The sequence below is a fragment of the Streptomyces sp. NPDC048338 genome, assembly GCF_043201055.1.
In the GTDB taxonomy this organism is placed as follows: domain Bacteria; phylum Actinomycetota; class Actinomycetes; order Streptomycetales; family Streptomycetaceae; genus Streptomyces.
Genome location: NZ_JBICYQ010000006.1, coordinates 200,532 through 220,099 on the forward strand (window position 1 = coordinate 200,532; position 19,568 = coordinate 220,099).

Consider the following 19,568-nt stretch of genomic DNA (forward strand, 5'->3'; position numbering starts at 1 on the left):
ATGGGCGAACACCTCTGGTACATCCCGAACACCGTCGAGCCCGGGCATCGCGGCGACGACACCGTCGAGGGCTGGGGCACGCTGGACCACTCGACGGAGCTGGCCCGCGCCGTCGAGGACCACGGCTGGGCCGGGGCGCTCCTCGGCACCGGCTGGGGCCGTCCGGACACCTTCACCGTCGCGGCCTCCCTCGTCGCCCGTACGACGACGTTCAAGCCGCTCATCGCCATCCGGCCCGGCTACTGGCACCCGGCGAACTTCGCCTCCGCCGCGGCCACCCTCGACCGGCTCGGCGAAGGCAGGGTCCTGGTCAACATCGTCAGCGGCCTCGACGACGCCGCGTCCTACGGCGACGGCGAGTTCGACCCCGCCCGCCGCTACGAGCGCACCCTGGAGTTCCTCCAGCTGGTGCGCCGCCTGTGGAACGACGAGGAGGTGACGTTCCGGGGGGAGTTCTACCGGGTGGAGAACTCCACGGTCCGGCCGCGTCCCTGGCGCGGCGGGGAGGGCCGCCACCCCCGGCTGTACTTCGGCGGCGCGAGCCCGGCCGCCGAGCTGGTCGCCGCGCAGGAGGCCGACGTCCAGCTGTTCTGGGGCGAGCCGCTGGACGGCGTCGCCGAACGCATCGACCGGCTGCGGACGCTGTCCGACAAGGTCGGGCGCAGACACCGGCCGCTGGAGTTCGGGCTGCGCGTGACGACCCTCGTGCGGGACACCACCGAAGACGCGTGGCGCGCGGCCGAGAAGAAGGTCGCCCGCATGGCGCGGCAGGATCCGCGCGCCCAGGAGGCGCTCCGGCGCGGCACGGCCGTCGGCCAGCGACGACTGCTCGACCTGGCGGACCGGGGCGACGTCCTGGACAGCTGCCTCTACACGGCCCCAGGCCGCTACGGAGGCGGCGGCGCCGGTACGACCTGGCTGGTCGGCTCCGCGCGGGAGGTCGCCGACGCGCTGCAGCGGTACCGCGAGCTCGGCGTGACCCACTTCGTGCTGTCGGACACCCCGTACCGACAGGAGATCGCCCGCGTCGGCGACGCCCTGCTCCCGCTCCTGAGGGAGCCGGCCGCGTCCCCCGCCGGATCAACCCTGCGGCGGCTGTCCGCCGCCCACTCCTCGGAGGCCCCCGCATGACCGCCGTCCTGCACGACACCACCTCCCTGCGCGCCGTGTACGGCGCGTTCCCCACCGGCGTCGCGGCGATCGCCGCCCTGGTCGACGGCGAGCCGGTCGGGCTGGCCGCCAGCTCGTTCACGACCGTGTCCCTCGCGCCTCCGCTGGTCTCCGTCTGCATGGCGCGCACCTCCGGCACCTGGCCGGTGCTGCGCCGCGCCGTCCGCCTGGGCGTCAGCGTGCTCGGCGCGGACCAGGGGGCGCCGTGCAGGCGGCTCGCCGGTCCGGCCGGGGAGCGTTTCGCCGGGGTCCCGTGGCAGGCGGACGAGGACGGCGCGGTGCTGCTGGACGGCGCCGCCGCCTGGTTCACCTGCTCGGTCGACGACGAGATCCGGGCCGGTGATCACGACATCGTCGTCCTGCGCGTCCACGACCTGCGCCTCGACCGGGACGTGGACCCCCTCGTCTTCCACGCCAGTTCGTTCCGCTCCCTCCTCCCCCGACCTCAGGAGCCTCGATGAACCTCGACCTGACCTCCCGAACGGGCGGTGGCACGGCCACCGTGACCGCCGGGCCGGAGAAGGGACCGCCGTCCTCGGCGCCCCCGGCCTCCACACCGCCGGCGGACAAGACGACACCGGACACGGCGGCGGCCGCCGGTCTGGTGCCGGCGATCCAGCGCCGCCTCGGGCGCGGCAAGTCGATCCCGTTCGGCCGGCTCCTCGGCCCGCTCCTGCTCGTCCTCGCCTGGTGGGGCGCCTCGGCGGCCGGCTGGCTGGACCCGCGCAAGCTGTCGTCGCCCGCCTCGGTCGTGACCTCCGCCCAGGAGCTGTGGGTGAGCGGGCGTCTGCAGGAGAACGTGCAGGCCTCGCTGTCGCGTGCCCTGCTCGGTCTGGTCATCGGCGTCGCCGCCGGCCTGGTGCTGGCGCTGGCGTCCGGGCTCTCCCGCATCGGTGACGCGGTCGTGGACGGCACGCTGCAGGTCAAGCGCTCGATCCCCAACCTCGCGCTGCTTCCGCTGCTGATCCTGTGGCTGGGCATCGGCGAGACGATGAAGGTGGTCGTCATCGCGCTCGGTGTGACGGTCAGCATCTACATCAACACCCATGCGGCGCTGGTCTCCATCGACGCCCGCTACGTCGAACTCGCCGAGGCACAGCGGCTGTCGCGCTGGCTGTTCCTGCGCAAGGTCGTGCTGCCGGCCGCGCTCCCGGGCTTCTTCACGGGGCTGCGGCTGGCGGTGACCGCGGCCTGGCTCGGTCTGATCGTGGTCGAGCAGATCAACGCCACCTCGGGCATCGGCTACATGATGTTCCAGGCCCAGCAGTACGCCCAGTCCGGGATCATCCTCGTCGGTCTGGTGCTGTACGGCACCTTCGGCTTCGCCTCCGACGCCCTTGTCCGCCTGGTGGAGGGGAGGGTGCTGTCGTGGCGACGTACGATCACCGCCTGAGCGACGGCGGCCCGGTCGCCGAGGCGGTGGACCCCGCCGCCGTCCGCGTCGACAGCCTCAGCCGGTCCTTCGGTGACCGCCAGGTGCTCCGGAACGTCGATCTGACCCTCGCCCGCGGCGAGTTCACGGCGCTTCTCGGGCGCAGCGGCTCGGGCAAGAGCACCCTGCTGCGCGCGGTGGCGGGACTGGACCACACCACCGTCGGCACGGGCGACATCCTGGTGCCGCGGCGGGTCTCGCTGGTCTTCCAGGACTCGCGGCTGCTGCCGTGGCTGAGGGTCCTCGACAACGTGGTGCTCGGTCTGCCCGGCGACGACGCCAAGGAGCGCGGGCGCGCCGCCCTCGACGAAGTCAGCCTGGGCGGGCGGGCGTCGGCCTGGCCGCACGAGCTGTCCGGCGGCGAGCAGCAGCGGGCCGCGCTGGCCCGGTCGCTGGTGAGCGAGCCCGAACTGCTTCTCGCCGACGAGCCGTTCGGTGCCCTCGACGCGCTGACCCGCATCCGGATGCACCGGCTGCTGCGCCGGCTGTACGAGCGGCACCTCCCTGCCGTGCTGCTGGTGACCCACGACGTGGACGAGGCGGTGACCCTCGCCGACCGGGTGCTGGTCCTCGACGACGGCGACTTCGTCCGGGACCTGCGCATCGACCTGCCGGCCGAACGCGACCCGGGCGACCCGCTGTTCCAGCGGTACCGCACCACCCTGCTGGGCGCCCTGGGCGCCCTCCCCGACGACCGTACGAAGGACACGAAGGAACCGTCATGAGCAAGCGCGCCGAGAGGCTCCATCTGAACGCCTTCCTGATGGGCGTCGGCCACCACGAGGCCGCCTGGCGGCTGCCGGAGTCGGACCCGTACGCCTCCTGGGACGTCGAGCACTACCGCAACCTCGCCCGGATCGCCGAACGGGGCAGACTGGACTCGCTGTTCCTCGCCGACAGCCCGGGGCTGATGGGCGACCCCGCCCGCCGGCCCGGCGGGCGGCTGGAACCGACGGTGCTGCTGACGGCGCTCGCCGGGGTGACCGAGCACATCGGTCTGATCGCGACCGCCTCGACGTCGTACAACGAGCCGTACAACCTGGCCCGCCGGTTCGCCTCCCTCGACCACGTGTCCGGCGGGCGGGCCGGATGGAACATCGTCACGACCGCCGGAGCGGACGCGGCCCGCAACTTCGGCCTGGACGACGCGCCCCTGCACAGGGAGCGGTACGCGCGCGCCGACGAGTTCCTCGAGGTGTCCACCAGGCTGTGGGACAGCTGGACGGACGACGCGATCGTGGCCGACAAGGACGCCGGTGTCCACGCCGACTCCGCGAAGGTCCGCAGGATCGATCACGCCGGGCGGTTCTTCCGGGTCGCCGGACCGCTGAATGTGCCCCGCTCGCCGCAGGGTCACCCGCTGCTCGTGCAGGCCGGTTCGTCGGAGGACGGCAAGGCGTTCGCGGCGCGGTGGGCGGAGGCGGTGTTCACCGCGCAGCAGACCCTCGAAGAGGCGCAGGCGTTCTACGGCGATCTGAAGAAGCGGGCCGTGGCGCACGGCCGCGATCCGCAGAGCATCAAGATCCTGCCCGGGATCGTGCCGGTCATCGGTGACAGCGAGGCGGAGGCGGAGGAGCTGGACCGCGAGCTGGACCGGCTGATCAGCCCGGAGTTCGCCAAGCGGCAGCTCGCCCGGCTGTTCCGGATCGACCCGGACGCGCTGGACCTGGACGGACCGCTGCCGGACGACCTGCCGTCCGAGGACGAGATCGAAGGCGCCAAGAGCCGGTACACGCTGATCGTGGAGCTGGCCCGGCGCGAGAAGTTGACTGTGCGTCAGCTGATCGGCCGGCTCGGCGGCGGCCGCGGGCACCGGACGTTCACCGGCACGCCGGTGCAGGTGGCCGACGCGATCGAGGAGTGGTTCGACGGCGACGCCGCGGACGGGTTCAACATCATGCCGCCGGTCCTGCCGACCGGTCTGGAGGCGTTCGTCGACAAGGTGGTGCCGATCCTCCAGGAGCGCGGCAGGTTCCGCACCGAGTACACCGGCGGCACGCTGCGCGACCACTACGGACTGCCCCGCCCCGCGGGCTCGCTCACGACCCCGCAGGCCCTCGGAGCGTCCGCGTGACGGTCGCACCTTGTCGCACCGCGGACCGTACGTCCCCGGCGTCACCCGGACCGGCCGGCGCGGGCTGGGTGCGCCGGCTGGTCCGGTACTGCCTGGCCCACCGCGTCGACCTGGCCTGGGCGTACGGCGCCGCGCTCGTCGCCGCGGTGGCCACGGCCGTACTGCCGCTGGTCCTGCGCCATGTCGTGGACGGGGTGGCGTCCCCCTCGGCCGCGCTGACCCCCTGGGTGCTGCTGCTGCTCGGTCTCGGCGCACTGCGGTTCGGGGCGAGCTTCCTGCGCCGGTACTGCTCCGGCCGGGTGTCCCTCGGAGTGCAGTACGCGCTGCGCAACGACGTCTTCGCCGCGCTGCTGCGGCTCGGCGGCCGCCAGCAGGACAAGCTGCACACGGGCCAGGTCGTCAGCCGGGCCGTCTCCGACGTGACGCTCGTCCAGATGCTGCTGCAGTTCCTGCCGAACATGTTCGGCAACGCGCTGATGTTCGCCCTGTCGGTGGCGCTGATGTTCGCGCTGACGCCGCAGCTGACCCTGGTCGCCCTCATCGTCGGCCCGGTGCTGTGGCTGATCGCGTACCGCAGCCGCCGCCACCTGTTCCCGGCCAACTGGCACGCGCAGCAGGAGGCGGCCGAGGTCGCGTCGACCGTGGAGGCGGCCGTCACGGGCGTCCGCGTGGTCAAGGGGTTCGGACAGGAGGAGCGTGAACTGGCGGAGCTGGAGCGGCGGTCGCGCGGGCTGTTCTCCTCGCGGTTCCGCGTCGCCCGGCTCACCAGCAGGTACAACCCGGCGCTCCAGGCCGTGCCGGTCCTCGGGCAGGTCGCCGTGCTCGCGCTGGGCGGCTGGCTGGCGCTGCGCGGCAGCATCTCCCTGGGCACCTTCGTGGCGTTCAACGCCTATCTCAGCTCGTTCGTGACGCCCGTGCGCCAGGTGGCCATGCTGCTCACCGTCTGGCAGCAGGCGCGCGCCGGGGTGGAGAGGGTACTCGACATCGTCGACACGGCTCCCGAGATCACCGACGCCCCGGACGCCGTCGCCGTGCCGGACGGGGCGCCGGCCCTGGAGTGGGACGGTGTGGTGTTCGGCCATGACGCCGCGGCCGCCCCGCTGCTCGACGGGTTCACCCTGAGGGTGGAACCCGGGGAGACGCTGGCCCTGGTCGGTGCGGCCGGGTCGGGCAAGTCCACGGCGGCGGCGCTGCTGCCCCGGTTCTTCGACCCGGCCGCCGGGACGGTACGGGTCGGCGGCTTCGACGTCCGCAGACTGCGGCTCGCCGAACTGCGTGCCCGGATCGGCTTCGTCTTCGAGGAGCCGCATCTGCTGTCCGACACCATCGGGGCGAACATCGCCTACGGGCGTCCCGACGCCGGGCCGGCGGAGATCCGCCGCGCGGCGCGGCTGGCGCAGGCCGACGCGTTCATCAGCGCCCTGCCGGACGGCTACGACACCGTGATCGGCGAGCAGGGCCTCACCCTGTCCGGCGGGCAGCGCCAGCGCATCGCCCTGGCCCGGGCGATCCTGCCCGACCCTGCCGTCCTGGTGCTGGACGACGCGACCTCCGCCATCGACGCCCAGGTCGAGGCGGCCATCCACGCCGGTCTGCACCAAGTGGCGCGGCAGCGCACCACGTTGGTCATCGCCCACCGAGCGTCCACCCTTGAACTGGCCGACCGGGTCGCCATCCTGGACCACGGCCGGGTCGTCGACATCGGCACGCCCGACGAACTCCGGGAGCGCAGCGCGCTGTACCGGTCGCTGCTGTCTCCCGATGAGCAGCCCGGCGAACTCGGCGTGGACGAGGCGTCGGCCGCGGAGCCGCCGCGGCCGCGCGGTGTCACCGAGGAGCTGTGGCGCCCCGCCCCGGACGCCCCGTCGGCCGGTCCGGACGTCGGGGCGCGGGTCGCCGCCGCCTACGCGCAGGCCGCCGCGACTTCCGGGCCGGGCCGCGCGGGTCCGGGCGGAGGGCTGCTCGGCGGCGCCCCGGCCGGCGAGGAACTCCGGGAGCGGCTGGCGGCGTTGCCGCGCGTGGACGTGGATCCGAAGGTCTCGCCCGAGCAGGCCCGCGCCTGGGACCCGGACTTCGGACTGCGCACGCTCGTACGGCCCTTCCGGCTGCCGCTGCTCGGCGGTCTCGCGCTGGTCGGCGCGGACGCACTCGCGCAGCTCGCCGTACCGGTCCTGGTGCGGCACGGCGTCGACAGCGGCGTCAACCGGTCCGCACCGGCCGTGCTGCTCGCGACCTCGGCCGTCGCGGCGGTGGTCGTGCTGCTCGGCTGGCTGGTGAACGTCGCCCAGGTGCGGGTGACCGGCCGCACCGGCGAGCGTCTGCTGCACACGCTGCGGGTGCGGACGTACGCCCAGTTGCAGCGGCTCGGTCTGGACTACTACGAGCGCGAGCAGGGCGGCCGGATCATGACCCGGATGACCACGGACGTGGACGCGCTGTCGGCGTTCCTGCAGACGGGTCTGGTGACCTTCGTGGTCTCCCTGCTGACGATGCTCGGTGTGCTCGTCGCCCTGCTCGTCATCGACGCGGGGCTCGCCGTCACCCTGCTCCTCGCCCTGCCGGTCCTCGTCGCCGCCACGGCGGTGTTCCGGGCGCGATCGCTGCCCGCGTACCTCGACGCGCGGGAGCGGGTCAGCGCGGTCAACGCCTCCCTCCAGGAGAACGTGCCCCTGATCCGGGTCACCCAGGCCTTCGGCCGCGAGGCCCGCAACGCCCGCGACTTCGCCCGCCTGGCCTGGGCGTTCCGCGACTCCAGGCTGCGGGCGCAGCGGCTGATGGCGACGTTCTTCCCGTTCGTCGAGTTCCTCAGCACGGCGGCGACCGCCATGGTCCTGGTGATCGGCGCCGGGCAGGTGCGCGATGGCCGGCTCACCGCCGGTGTCCTGATCGCGTTCCTGCTCTACATCGAGCTGTTCTTCTCGCCGATCCAGCAGCTGTCCCAGGCGTTCGACGGCTACCAGCAGGCGGTCGTGGGCATGGGCAGGCTGCGCGCGCTGATGCGCGAGCCGGTCGGCACGCCGGTCGCCGAGCGCCCGGTGCCGGTGCGCGAGCTGCGCGGCGAGATCGAGTTCGACCGGGTGTCGTTCGGCTACCGGGACGGCGGGCGGGAGGTACTCCACGAGGTCGGCCTGCGGGTCGCCGCCGGGGAGACGGTGGCCCTGGTCGGCACGACCGGCGCGGGCAAGTCGACGATCGTCAAGCTCGTCGCCCGCTTCTACGACCCGACCGCCGGGACCGTACGGATCGACGGCACCGACCTGCGCGCCCTGGACCCGGCGGGATACCGGCGCCGGCTCGGGGTCGTCCCGCAGGAGACGTACCTGCTGGGCACGACCGTGCGGGACGCGATCGCGTACGGCCGTCCCGACGCCACCGACGCGGAGGTGGAGGCCGCGGCGCGGGCGGTCGGCGCGCACGCGATGGTGGCCGGGCTGCCGCACGGCTATCTGACCGAGGTCGGCGAGCGCGGCCGGGGCCTGTCCGCGGGCCAGCGCCAGCTGCTGGCCCTGGCCCGGGCCGAACTCGTCGACCCGGACGTCCTGTTGCTCGACGAGGCCACCGCCTCGCTCGACCTGGCAAGCGAACGCCGGGTGGCCGCGGCGACGGCGGCGCTCACCCGGCGGCGCACCACGCTCGTCGTGGCGCACCGGCTGACCACCGCCGCCCGCGCGGACCGGGTGATCGTGCTGCGGGACGGCACGGTCGCCGAGGCCGGCACGCATCACGAACTGCTCGCGGCGCACGGCCCGTACCGAAGGCTGTGGGACGCGTTCCGCGCCGCCGGCGGGGCGGCGAGCGTCGACCAGCTCGCGGAATCCGGGACGGCACCCGGACGACGGCCCGTCTCCACGGCCGCCCCCACGCCCATCCCCACAGCCGTCCCCACGCCCATCCCCACGGAAGGAACGTCATGACCATCCCGTACCGGCCCTTCGGCCGCACCGGCGTGCAGGTGAGCGCGCTCGCCCTCGGCGCGATGAACTTCGGCGCCCGAGGCAACCCGGACCACGAGGACGGGGTCCGCATCATCCACCACGCACTGGACGCCGGGATCAACATCGTCGACACGGCGGACGTGTACTCGCAGGGCGAGTCGGAGGTGATCGTCGGCAAGGCCCTCGCCGGTCGCCGGGACGACGTCTTCCTGGCCACCAAGTTCCACGGCCGCATGGGGGACGACGTCAACCGGTTCGGCAACTCGCGCCGGTGGATCCACCGTGCCGTCGAGGACAGCCTGCGGCGTCTCGGCACCGACCACATCGACCTCTACCAGGTGCACCGGCCGGAGGAGGACACGGACTTCGACGAGACGCTCGGCGCACTGACCGATCTGGTCCGCCAGGGCAAGGTCCGCTACCTCGGCACGTCCACCTTCCCTCCGTCGTGGATCGTCGAGGGGCAGTGGATCGCGGAGAGGCGGGGCCGTGAGCGGGTGGTGGCCGAGCAGCCGCCGTACTCGATCCTGGCGCGCGGCGCGGAGGCAGAGGTGCTGCCGGTGGCCCAGCGGTACGGCTTGGCGGTGATTCCCTGGAGCCCGCTGGCCGGCGGCTGGCTGACCGGCCGCTACCGGGCAGACGGGCCGCAGCCGGAGTCGAGCCGGGCAGCCCGCCAGCCGGGCCGCTTCGAGATCGGCAGCGCGGAGAACGCGGCCAAGCTGGAGGCGGTCGAGGCGCTCGCGGTCCTGGCCGAGCAGTCGGGCCTCACCCTGATCGAACTGGCCCTCGGCTTCGTCCTCGCCCACCCGGCAGTCACCGCCCCGATCATCGGCCCGCGCACCCTGGAGCAGCTGGAGTCCCAGCTCGGCGCGGCCGACAGGCCCCTGCCGGCGGACGTCCTGGACGAGATCGACAAGATCGTTCCTCCGGGCACCACCCTGTCGTCCCAGGACGCGGGCTACGCCCCGCCGTCCCTGCGCGAGCCGGCGATCCGCCGACGCCCCCTCGGCTGACGGGGATGGATCAGGGCGGGCCCGGCCCGCCGACGACTCAGCGAAGCCGATCCGGGGGCCGCGGCGATCACCGCGGCCCCCGGGAGCGATGAACCAGGCACAGGCGCTGCGCAGAGGGCGGAAGGTCAGCAAGCGGAGACAGGGCTGCGACGCATGCCGACCTTTCGCCGACCCGACGGCTCCACGCCCGGGATCTCGCCCCGTGCCAGAACCTGTTGAGGCGACCGTCCCGGAACGGCCGGGCCGCCGGGCCTCCCCCGCCGCCCTGCCTCCCCGGACTCCGGGCACGCGCGCTCGGAGAGCAGTCACTAACGGACGGGACACGGCCGCGACACGCGGTGGAAACGGGCCGTCCCTAATTTCTGTCAACCGACAGGAATTCGCAGGGACGACTCACCTCCGCGACAGGGGACCGCCATGACCGTGACCACCGATCCCGTACCGCCGACACCCCCACCGCCCGGAGGCGGGGACGCGCTCGCCCCGTTCGGCTATCCCCAGGAGCTGCGACGGCGGATGGGAAGGTACGCCTCCTTCGCCGCCGGGTTCTCCTTCATCTCCGTGCTGACCACCGTCTTCCAGTTCTTCTCCCTCGGTTACTCGTTCGGCGGGCCGCTCTTCTTCTGGACCTGGCCCGCCGTCCTCGTCGGGCAACTCCTCGTCGCCGCCTGCTTCGCCGAACTCGCCGCCCGCCTGCCCATCGCCGGGGCGATCTACCAGTGGGCGAGCCGGCTCGGCAGCCCGGCCTTCGGCTGGTACGCGGGCTGGATCATGGTCATCGGACGGATCGTGGTGGTGGCGGCAGCCGCACTCGCCCTCCAGGTCGTCCTGCCCGCCGTCTGGCCCGGCTTCCAGATCGTCGGCGGCGACCCGGCGCCCACGACGGCCAGTGGCGCCGCCAACGCCGCTCTCCTCGGCCTGGTCCTGCTGGCGTTCACCACCCTGCTCAACGTCCTGGACAACCGCGCGCTGTCGGCCGTCAACACGATCGGGGTCACCGCCGAGATCGCCGGTGTCGCACTGATCGTCACCCTCCTGGTCACCCATGCGGAACGCGATCCCGGGATCACCCTGCACACGGGCGGTCACGGCGGCCTGATCACGGCGCTCCTCGTGGGCTCCTTCACCGCCGCGTACGTCCTGATCGGCTTCGAGAGCGCGAGCGAGATGAGCGAGGAGACCGTCAACCCCCGGCGCACCGCGCCGCGTACGACGCTCACCGCCCTCACCACCTCCGGCGTCTGCGGCGGGCTGCTGCTCCTCGGCGGCCTGCTCGCCGCACCCAGCCTCACCGACGGACGCCTGGCCACGGAGGGGCTCGGCTACGTGCTCACCAGCACCCTCGGCGACGGCCTCGGCAAGGTCCTCCTCGCCGACGTGGCCGTGGCCGTCTGCGCGGCGACCCTCGCGATCCAGACCTCCGCGACCCGCATGCTCTTCTCCATGGCCCGTGACGGCGTCCTCCCCCGGTCGGCGGCGTTGGCGCGGGTGCCGGCACGGACCGGAATGCCCGGCACGGCGGCGCTGGTCGTCGGCGTCGGCGCGGGGCTGCTGCTCCTGCTGAACCTCGCCTCACCGCAGGCCTTCCTCGCCATCGGCACCACCTGCATCGCGATGGTGTACCTGGCGTACGCCATGGTCACCGGTCCGATGCTGGTCCGGCGACTGAGGGGCGAGTGGCCGCCGCCGGCCGGCGGCGAGCGGGACGAACTCGGCCGCCCGCTCTTCTCCCTCGGCCGCTGGGGACTGCCCGTCAACGCGCTCGCGGTCGCCTACGGCCTCTTCATGACGGTCAACCTCGCCTGGCCGCGCGCCGAGGTGTACGACCCCGAGGGCGGCCACTGGTACTTCCGGTGGTTCACCGTCCTGGTCCTCGCGGCCACGGTCGCGACGGGTGCGACGTACCGCTGGTACCGCGACCGGGAGGGCTCCGCCGGGCAGCCTGACGGGGCGGGACGCGGGGGCTCCTCGGCATCGGAGCCGGAGCCCGCGACCGTACGCGCCTGAGACGAACGGCTGCCCGGAAGCCGTGGGTCAGACCTGCGCCGCGAGGAGCTCCCGCCCCTCGCGGCGCAGTCGTGCCAGGGAGCGCTGCGGCACGCCGGCCACCCGCAACGCGGCGTCGGCCGTCGCCGCCGCGAGGGCAACGGGGTCGCGGCCAGGGCCGGCGCGCCGGATGAGGATCACGCTCTCGGTGAGGCCGAAGAGCAGGTCGGCACGGAGCGCGAGCTCCTCGGGGCCGAGGGCCGCACCGGGCTCGGTGGCGGCGAGCAACCCCGCGTAGGAGTGCTTGAGTTCGGCCCTGAGCCGATGGAAGACGGCGAAGCGCTCCGTCTGCACCTCGGGGAGCAGGTAGAGCGCACCGAGGTTGTACGGACCGTCGCACAGCAGCGCCGCGTCGGAGTGGCACAGCGCCCACAGGCGCGCCGCCGGGGACGCCTCCCCACGGGCGACGAGGCGGGCCGCCACCTCCAGCGAGGGACGCACGGTCCCTTCCAGCAGCTCCGCGAGGATCGCTTCCTTGCCGTCGACGTAGTGGTAGAGGGACGCCTGCCGCAGCCCCGCGCCCTCGGCGATGGACCGGGTGGAGGTCGCGGTGTAGCCGCGGGTGGTGAACAACTCGGCCGCCACGGCCAGGACTTCGTCGCGCGGCTCCGGGCCGCCGGCCGGGCGCTCCTGGGCCCGCGGGCGGCCGACTTTCCTGCTGGTGGGCGGGTTCGGCGTGCTCACTCCGTGATCCTCGCACAGTGCTCGCCGTTCCTCCGGGCCGAGCGATCGGGGTGAGTTCCCGGTAACCGAGCGGAAACGCGCGGGCAACGGGCGCGAAGCGGCCACTGCCTAATTTCTGTCGAGCGACAGAAATTAGGCCAGAGACCAGAGCCCGGACCGGAGGTCGAGCCATGGGGAAACCCTCAGTGCCACCGTCAGCGACCGCGTCGACGCACGGCGCCCGCGATCACGCCCGTGCCCAGGAGGGCACGACGGCCGACGCCATGCCGGTCGTCCCCGCGAGCGGCTGGCCGACGCCCCCCAAGGGCGTCGGAGCGGATGACGTCGTGTGGGCCGAGACCGTGGCGGGCGGCGGCTACACCCACAAGGTCCTCGCCCGCGGTACCGAGCTGCGGCTGACCGACCTCACCGGTGACGCCTGCGCGCACCTCCTCCTCCACAGCGCCGACCGCCCCTGGGAACGGCTGAACACGGCCGACACGGTGAAGGTGCTCTGGAACGCCTACCTCGGCGAGGGGCACCTGCTCCTCTCCGACCAGGGCCGGGTGCTCGCCTCCGTCACCGCGGACACCTCCGGTCGGCACGACGCCCTGACCGGCACCTCCACCCTCGTGCGCAACACCGCCCGGTACGGCGACGGCACCCCGCAGTCCGCCTCTCCGGCGGGACGCGAGCTGTTGAAGCTCGCCGCCCTCAAGAACGGCCTCGCCCCGCGCGACCTCCCGCCGTCCGTCTCCTTCTTCCAGGGCGTTCGCGTCGCCGAGGACGGCACCACCGAATTCACCGGATCGGCGGGCCCCGGCGCCTCTGTCACGCTCCGCGCCGAACAGGACGTCACGGTCCTCCTCGCCAACGTCCCGCACCCGCTGGACCCTCGCCCGGAGTACACCACCGGAGTCCTGCGGGTGCTGGCGTACCGGTCACGTCCGACCGCTCCGGGCGACGCCCTGTGGGACGCCACCCCCGAAGGCCGCCGGGCCTTCCTCAACACCGCCGACCACCTCACCGCCCGGGGGCTCGCATGACCGCCACCTCCCCGACCGGCCGCGTCGTCTCCGACGAGACCGTCCCCGCCCGCGCCGCCTGGTCCGGGTTCGTGCGCAAGGGCCAGCTGCTGACCGTCACCGACCTGCACGGCAACCAGGCCGCGGACTTCCTGCTCTACGACGCGCACGACACCTCCGTGCGCTACAGCGCCCCCGACACCGTCCAGGCCCAGGGCAACGTCTTCCTGACCGCGGGCTCGGTCCTGCTCTCCGACGAGCACACCCCGCTGATGACCGTCGTCGAGGACACCTGCGGACGGCACGACACCCTCGGCGGCGCCTGCTCCAAGGAGTCCAACACCCTCCGCTACGGCCACCACACCTGGTCGCAGCACGCATGCGTGGAGAACTTCCTCGCCGAGGGCGCCCGGCACGGCCTCGGCAAGCGCGACCTGGTCTCCAACATCAACTGGTTCATGAACGTGCCCGTCGAGAAGGACGGCACGCTCGGCATCGTCGACGGCATCTCGGCGCCCGGCCTGAAGGTCGTGCTCCGCGCCGAGACCGACGTCCTCGCGCTCCTCTCCAACTGCCCCCAGATCAACAACCCCTGCAACGGGTTCGACCCGACGGCCGTCCGGATGACGATCAGCGAGCCCGGCGAGAACGACGAGGACGGCACCCGATGACGTTCGACACCCTGCTGGTCGCCAACCGCGGCGAGATCGCGGTCCGAATCATCCGTACCGCCCGGGAGCTCGGCCTGCGGACCGTCGCGGTGTACTCCGACGCCGACCGCGGCACGGAACACGTCCGGCTGGCCGACGAAGCCGTCCGGCTCGGCCCCGCCCCGGCCAAGGAGTCCTACCTCGATGCCGACCTGGTCCTGAAGGCAGCCAAAGACACCGGCGCGGGGGCCGTTCACCCCGGCTACGGCTTCCTCTCGGAGGATGCCGACTTCGCACGCCGCTGCGCCGACGCCGGCATCGTCTTCGTCGGCCCCACCCCCGAACAGCTGGAGCTCTTCGGGGCCAAACACACCGCCCGGGCCGCCGCCGAGGAGGCGGGCGTCCCGCTCGCCCCCGGCACCGGCCTCCTTCCGGACGTGGCCGCGGCCCTCACCGCCGCCGCCGAGATCGGGTACCCGGTGATGCTCAAGGCGACGGGCGGCGGGGGCGGCATCGGCATGCGGGCCTGTCACGGCCCCGCCGAACTCGCCGACGCCTGGGACCGGGTGCAGCGGGTGGCCGCGGCCTCCTTCTCGTCCGCCGGTGTCTTCCTGGAACGCCTGGTGGAACGGGCCCGCCACGTCGAGGTGCAGGTCTTCGGCGACGGGCAGGGCAAGGTCGTCACCTTCGGCGACCGGGACTGCTCGCTCCAGCGCCGCAACCAGAAGGTCCTGGAGGAGGCCCCGGCACCCGGCCTCCCCGAGCACGTCCGGCGGCGCCTCGCCGAGGCCGCCCGCGACCTGTGCGCGTCGGTGGACTACCGCTCCGCCGGAACGGTCGAGTTCGTGTACGACGCCGCCCGCGAGGAGGCGTACTTCCTGGAGGTCAACACCCGCCTCCAGGTCGAGCACCCGGTCACGGAGGCGATCTACGGCGTCGACCTCGTCGCCTGGATGCTGCGCCTCGCCCAGGGCGACACCGCCGTCGTCACCGAGCCCCCGGCGCCCCGGGGGCACGCCGTCGAGGCCCGTCTCTACGCGGAGGACCCCTCGCGCGACCACCGACCCAGCGCCGGCCTGCTGACCCGGGTCGCCTTCCCGGAGGACGTCCGCGTGGACGCCTGGGTGGAGACCGGCACCGAGGTCACCACCGCCTACGACCCGATGCTCGCCAAGGTCGTCGCGCACGGCGCCGACCGCGCCGAGGCGCTCGACCGGCTGGACGCGGCGCTCGCCGCGACCCGCGTCGACGGCATCGAGACCAACCTCGGCCTGGTGCGCGCCGCCCTCCGGGACGCCGACGTCCGCGCCGCCGGCCACTCCACCGCGACGCTCGCCGGAGTCACCGATCCGACCCCGCGCATCGAGGTCGTCGCGGCGGGCACCCTGACCACCGTGCAGGACTGGCCGGGGCGCACCGGCTACTGGCAGGTCGGCGTTCCGCCGGGCGGACCGATGGACGACCTCTCCTTCCGGCTGGGCAACACCGCGCTCGGCAACGACGAGGGCGCCCCCGGCCTGGAGTGCACCCTCCAGGGCCCCTCCCTGCGGTTCACCCGTCCCACGACGGTCTGTGTCACCGGCGCCCCGGCGCGCGTGACGATCGACGGTACCGCCGTGCCGCAGTGGGAGCCGGTGACCGTCGACGCCGGACAGACCCTCGCCGTCGACGCGCCCGCCGAGCACGGCCTGCGCACCTATGTCCTGTTCGCGGGCGGCCTCGACGTACCGGAGTTCCTGGGCAGCGCCGCCACCTTCACCCTCGGCCGGTTCGGCGGGCACGGTGGCCGCGCCCTGCGCTCCGGTGACGTCCTGCACGGCGGCGAGGTCCGTACGGAAACCCCCGTCGTCGCCCTCGACGGACGTCCGGCCTTCGGCTCCTCGTGGCAGGTCGGCGCCGTGGAGGGTCCGCACGCGGCACCCGAGTTCTTCACCGAGGACGACATACGCGACTTCTACGCCGCGGACTGGAAGGTCCACTTCAACTCGGCCCGCACCGGGGTCCGCCTCGTCGGCCCCAAGCCGCGCTGGGCACGGACCGACGGCGGCGAGGCGGGGCTGCACCCGTCCAACATCCACGACACGCCGTACTCCGTCGGCGCCGTCGACTACACCGGCGACATGCCGGTCCTCCTCGGTCCCGACGGGCCCTCGCTCGGCGGCTTCGTCTGCCCGGCGACGGTGGTCACGGGGCAGCGCTGGAAGCTCGGCCAGCTCCGGCCGGGCGACAGCGTCCGCTTCGTGCCGGTGACCGCCGGGGCGGCCACCGCGCTGCGCCGCGCACCGGCCGCCGAGCCGCGCGCCGACCGCCCGCCGCTCGTCGACGGGGGCGTCCTCGCCCGCCTGGAGGAGACCGGCGACCGGCCGTCGGTCACGTACCGGCGTAGCGGCGACGACAACCTCCTCGTCGAGTACGGGCCGATGCAGCTGGACCTGGCGCTCCGCATGCGCGTGCACGCGCTCGCGGAGGCGCTGGCCGCACGCGGGCTCCCCGGCGTACTCGACCTCACGCCAGGCATCCGCTCGCTCCAGATCCAGACCGACCCGGACGTGCTGCCCCAGCGCGACCTGCTCGACGCCGTCCTGCGCGTGGAGGAGGAACTGCCACCCACCGACGACCTGGTGGTGCCCAGCCGGATCGTGCACCTGCCGCTGTCCTGGGACGACCCGGCGACCCGCGAGGCCATCCACCGCTACGTCGCGGGCGTGCGCGACGACGCCCCCTGGTGCCCGTCGAACATCGAGTTCATCCGCCGCGTCAACGGCCTGAACACGGTCGCCGACGTGTACCGCACGGTCTTCGACGCCGAGTACCTGGTCCTCGGCCTCGGTGACGTCTACCTCGGCGCGCCCGTCGCCACTCCGCTGGACCCCCGGCACCGCCTCGTCACCACCAAGTACAACCCGGCCCGCACCTGGACGGCCGAGAACTCGGTCGGCATCGGCGGCGCCTACCTGTGCGTCTACGGCATGGAGGGCCCCGGCGGCTACCAGTTCGTCGGCCGTACGACCCAGGTGTGGTCGCCGTGGCGGCAGCGCGGCGCATTCGAACCGGGGAAGCCCTGGCTCATGCGCTTCTTCGACCGGATCAAGTGGTACCCGGTCGGGGCCGAGGAGCTCCTGGAACTGCGCGCCGACATCGTCTCGGGCCGGTTCGTCCCGAGGACCGAGGAAGGCACCTTCTCGCTCGCCGCGTATCAGGACTTCCTTCGGGCGAATACCGCGTCGATCGCCGCCTTCCGGGCCCGGCAGAGCGCGGCCTTCGGGGCCGAGCGCGACGCCTGGGAGGCGGCCGGCGAGTTCGCCCGCGCCGAGGCGGCGGCCGAGACCGTCCCGCCGGTCACCGACATCGAGGTGCCCGAGGGCGGCCGACTCGTCGAGGCCGACTTCACCGCCTGCGTCTGGCAGGTCAACGTCGAGATCGGCGACCGGGTCTCGGCGGGTCAGCAGCTGGTCGCCCTGGAGGCGATGAAGATGGAGTCACCCGTGGCGGCCCCCGTAGAAGGCGTCGTCGCGGCGATCCTGATCAGGCCGGGAAGCCAGGTCGAGGCCGGAACCGCCCTCGTCGTCCTCGCTCCCGTCGAGACCGCGGAGGCGGCCGCATGAGCACCGCGCTGGAACGGGTGCGCGCCGCGTACGCCCGCATCGCCCAGGTGGACCGGCCCGAAGTGTGGATCGGCCTCCGTCCGCGGGAGGACACGGAGGCCGAGGCCGCCGCGATCGACGCACGGACCGCCGCCGGCGAACGGCTCCCCCTGGCCGGAACGGTCTTCGCCGTCAAGGGGAACATCGACGTCGCCGGGCTCCCGACCACCGCAGGCTGTCCCTCGTACGCCTACCGGCCCGACGTCGACGCGCCGGCGGTGGCGCGCCTGCGGGCGGCCGGATCCGTGGCCCTCGGCACGACCAACCTGGACCAGTTCGCGACCGGCCTGGTCGGCACGCGCAGCCCGTACGGAGCGGTCCGGAACGCCGTCGACCCGGCGTACGTCTCAGGCGGTTCCTCGTCCGGCTCGGCGGTCGCGGTCGCCCTCGGCCTCGTGGACCTCGCCCTGGGCACGGACACCGCGGGCTCCGGCCGGGTGCCGGCCGCCTTCAACGGCGTCGTCGGACTCAAGCCGACCCCCGGCCTCGTGCCGACCGAAGGCGTCGTCCCGGCCTGCGCGTCGCTCGACTGCGTGACGGTCTTCGCCCGTACGCTCCCGGAGGCCGAGCAGGCGCTGTCCTTCATGGCGGCGCCGGGGGCAGCCTCCGCTGTGCCGCCGCGCCGTCCGGGGCCGTGGCGGATCGCGGTCCCCGACGCCGCGCAGCTCGGCGAACTGGACGAGGGCTGGGCGGAGGCGTTCGCGTCGGCCGCGGCCCGACTCGCCGCCGCAGGCGCCGAACTCCTGCCCGTGGACCTCGAACCCTTCAGCGAGGCGGCCGCCATGCTGTACGCGGGGGCGTTCGTCGCCGAGCGCTACACGGCCGTCGGAGCCTTCGTCGACAAGCACGCCGGCTCACCGGACCTCGACCCGACGGTGGCCGGAATCATCTCCGGGGCACGCGACATCCCTGCCCATCGCCTCTACGCGGACCGGGAGAAGCTGTCCGCCCTCCGCGCCCGCGCCCTGGCCTCCCTCGGCGACGCGGACGCGCTGCTCCTGCCGACCACGCCGGGGCACCCGACCCTCGCGGAGGTCGCGGCCGACCCGCTCGGCGCGAACGCCCGGCTCGGCCGGTTCACCAACTCCACCAACCTGTTCGGCCTCGCGGCGGTCGCCGTCCCGGCGGGCGCGGTGGCCGGACGGCCCTTCGGCGTCATGCTGATCGGTCCGGCCTTCACCGACGACCGGCTCGCCCGCGTCGCCGCCCTGCTCACCTCCCCGCCGCTGCACGTCGCGGTGGTCGGCGCGCACCTGTCCGGGCAGCCTCTCAACGGACAACTGCTCGCCCTCGGCGGCCGGTTCGTCCGCACGACCACGACGGCGCCCGTCTACCGGCTGTACGCGCTGGACACGACACCCCCGAAACCCGGTCTGGTCCGGGCCCGCGCGGGCGGTGCGGCGATCGAGGCCGAGGTGTGGCGGCTCCCCGCCGAAGGGCTGGGCGCGCTGGTGGCCGCCCTCCCCCGCCCGATGGCCCTCGGCAGCGTGGAACTCGCGGACGGCAGCTCCGTCCCCGGCTTCCTCTGCGAGCCCGAGGCCCTCGTCGGCGCCCGCGAGATCACCGCGTACGGCGGCTGGCGCGCGGCCCTCGACGCCCTCGCTCACCCTGACGCACCCTCATGAACCAGGCACAGGAGCGCATCTGCGGCGGTGCGCGCTCGGGAGGGCCCGTCACGTCCGGAGTATTGACGCCCCATGAAACGGTTCAATAGTTTCAGTATCTTCGACTCACAGGGGGTGCGTCACCCGGCTCACCGACGGGCTCGTCCTGCCGGCATCGTCATCCCCACCCGAACGTCAGCACTCCGCGGATCCGTCCGGGCGCCGGCACCGTGCCCGACGGCCTCCTGATCGCCGTGCGGCTTCCGAAGCCGGAGGTGGCCACGGGGAGGCCGGCCAGGTGCCCGTCGACGC

General features: G+C 73.7%; 13 protein-coding genes. 12 read left to right on the plus strand and 1 reads right to left on the minus strand.

Going from position 1 to position 19,568, the window contains the following annotated elements; genetic code table 11:
- From ACGFZF_RS16375 to ACGFZF_RS16410, 8 genes are all read left to right on the plus strand, one after another.
- The gene (locus tag ACGFZF_RS16375; RefSeq protein ID WP_393554554.1) at positions 1 to 1,131 is read left to right on the plus strand and encodes an LLM class flavin-dependent oxidoreductase; all 1,131 of its coding nucleotides are present in this window, start codon (positions 1 to 3) and stop codon (positions 1,129 to 1,131) included.
- Positions 1,128 to 1,631: a flavin reductase family protein gene (locus ACGFZF_RS16380; protein WP_393554555.1), complete on the plus strand. Its 504-nt coding sequence runs from the start codon at positions 1,128 to 1,130 to the stop codon at positions 1,629 to 1,631. The genes ACGFZF_RS16375 and ACGFZF_RS16380 overlap by 4 nt, the downstream gene beginning before the upstream one ends.
- The gene (locus tag ACGFZF_RS16385; protein WP_393554557.1) at positions 1,628 to 2,563 is read left to right on the plus strand and encodes an ABC transporter permease; all 936 of its coding nucleotides are present in this window, start codon (positions 1,628 to 1,630) and stop codon (positions 2,561 to 2,563) included. Before ACGFZF_RS16380 ends, ACGFZF_RS16385 begins: the two co-directional genes overlap by 4 nt.
- Positions 2,539 to 3,327, plus strand: a complete 789-nt coding sequence (locus ACGFZF_RS16390) for an ABC transporter ATP-binding protein (RefSeq protein WP_393554559.1) — start codon at positions 2,539 to 2,541, stop codon at positions 3,325 to 3,327. Before ACGFZF_RS16385 ends, ACGFZF_RS16390 begins: the two co-directional genes overlap by 25 nt.
- Complete coding sequence (locus ACGFZF_RS16395; RefSeq protein WP_393554561.1) at positions 3,324 to 4,676, plus strand: LLM class flavin-dependent oxidoreductase; 1,353 nt, start codon at positions 3,324 to 3,326, stop codon at positions 4,674 to 4,676. The genes ACGFZF_RS16390 and ACGFZF_RS16395 overlap by 4 nt, the downstream gene beginning before the upstream one ends.
- On the plus strand, positions 4,673 to 8,590 hold the full coding sequence (locus ACGFZF_RS16400; protein WP_393554563.1) for an ABC transporter ATP-binding protein: 3,918 nt from the start codon (positions 4,673 to 4,675) through the stop codon (positions 8,588 to 8,590). The genes ACGFZF_RS16395 and ACGFZF_RS16400 overlap by 4 nt, the downstream gene beginning before the upstream one ends.
- Positions 8,587 to 9,624 carry an aldo/keto reductase gene (locus ACGFZF_RS16405; RefSeq protein WP_393554565.1) on the plus strand — a complete coding sequence of 346 codons (1,038 nt, stop codon included), beginning with the start codon at positions 8,587 to 8,589 and terminating at the stop codon, positions 9,622 to 9,624. The genes ACGFZF_RS16400 and ACGFZF_RS16405 overlap by 4 nt, the downstream gene beginning before the upstream one ends.
- A 417-nt stretch (positions 9,625 to 10,041) precedes the next feature.
- Positions 10,042 to 11,631 (plus strand): amino acid permease, encoded by a 1,590-nt coding sequence (locus tag ACGFZF_RS16410; protein WP_393554567.1) that lies wholly within the window; start codon positions 10,042 to 10,044, stop codon positions 11,629 to 11,631.
- A gap of 27 nt (positions 11,632 to 11,658) precedes the next feature.
- Here the strand turns inward: ACGFZF_RS16410 and ACGFZF_RS16415 are convergent, their stop codons facing one another.
- Entirely contained in the window at positions 11,659 to 12,354 is a 696-nt protein-coding gene (locus tag ACGFZF_RS16415; RefSeq protein WP_393554570.1) for a TetR/AcrR family transcriptional regulator, read from the minus strand.
- Positions 12,355 to 12,539: 185 nt separating this feature from the next.
- Between ACGFZF_RS16415 and ACGFZF_RS16420 the strand changes: the two genes are divergently transcribed.
- The 4 genes from ACGFZF_RS16420 to atzF are packed head-to-tail and all read left to right on the plus strand — an operon-like array spanning position 12,540 to position 19,277.
- Positions 12,540 to 13,379 (plus strand): urea amidolyase associated protein UAAP1, encoded by an 840-nt coding sequence (locus ACGFZF_RS16420; protein WP_393554572.1) that lies wholly within the window; start codon positions 12,540 to 12,542, stop codon positions 13,377 to 13,379.
- The gene (locus ACGFZF_RS16425; protein ID WP_393554574.1) at positions 13,376 to 14,029 is read left to right on the plus strand and encodes an urea amidolyase associated protein UAAP2; all 654 of its coding nucleotides are present in this window, start codon (positions 13,376 to 13,378) and stop codon (positions 14,027 to 14,029) included. The genes ACGFZF_RS16420 and ACGFZF_RS16425 overlap by 4 nt, the downstream gene beginning before the upstream one ends.
- The gene (gene uca, locus ACGFZF_RS16430) at positions 14,026 to 17,613 is read left to right on the plus strand and encodes an urea carboxylase (protein ID WP_393554576.1); all 3,588 of its coding nucleotides are present in this window, start codon (positions 14,026 to 14,028) and stop codon (positions 17,611 to 17,613) included. The genes ACGFZF_RS16425 and uca overlap by 4 nt, the downstream gene beginning before the upstream one ends.
- Positions 17,610 to 19,277 carry an allophanate hydrolase gene (gene atzF / locus ACGFZF_RS16435; RefSeq protein WP_393554578.1) on the plus strand — a complete coding sequence of 556 codons (1,668 nt, stop codon included), beginning with the start codon at positions 17,610 to 17,612 and terminating at the stop codon, positions 19,275 to 19,277. Before uca ends, atzF begins: the two co-directional genes overlap by 4 nt.
- Positions 19,278 to 19,568: the final 291 nt, after the last annotated feature.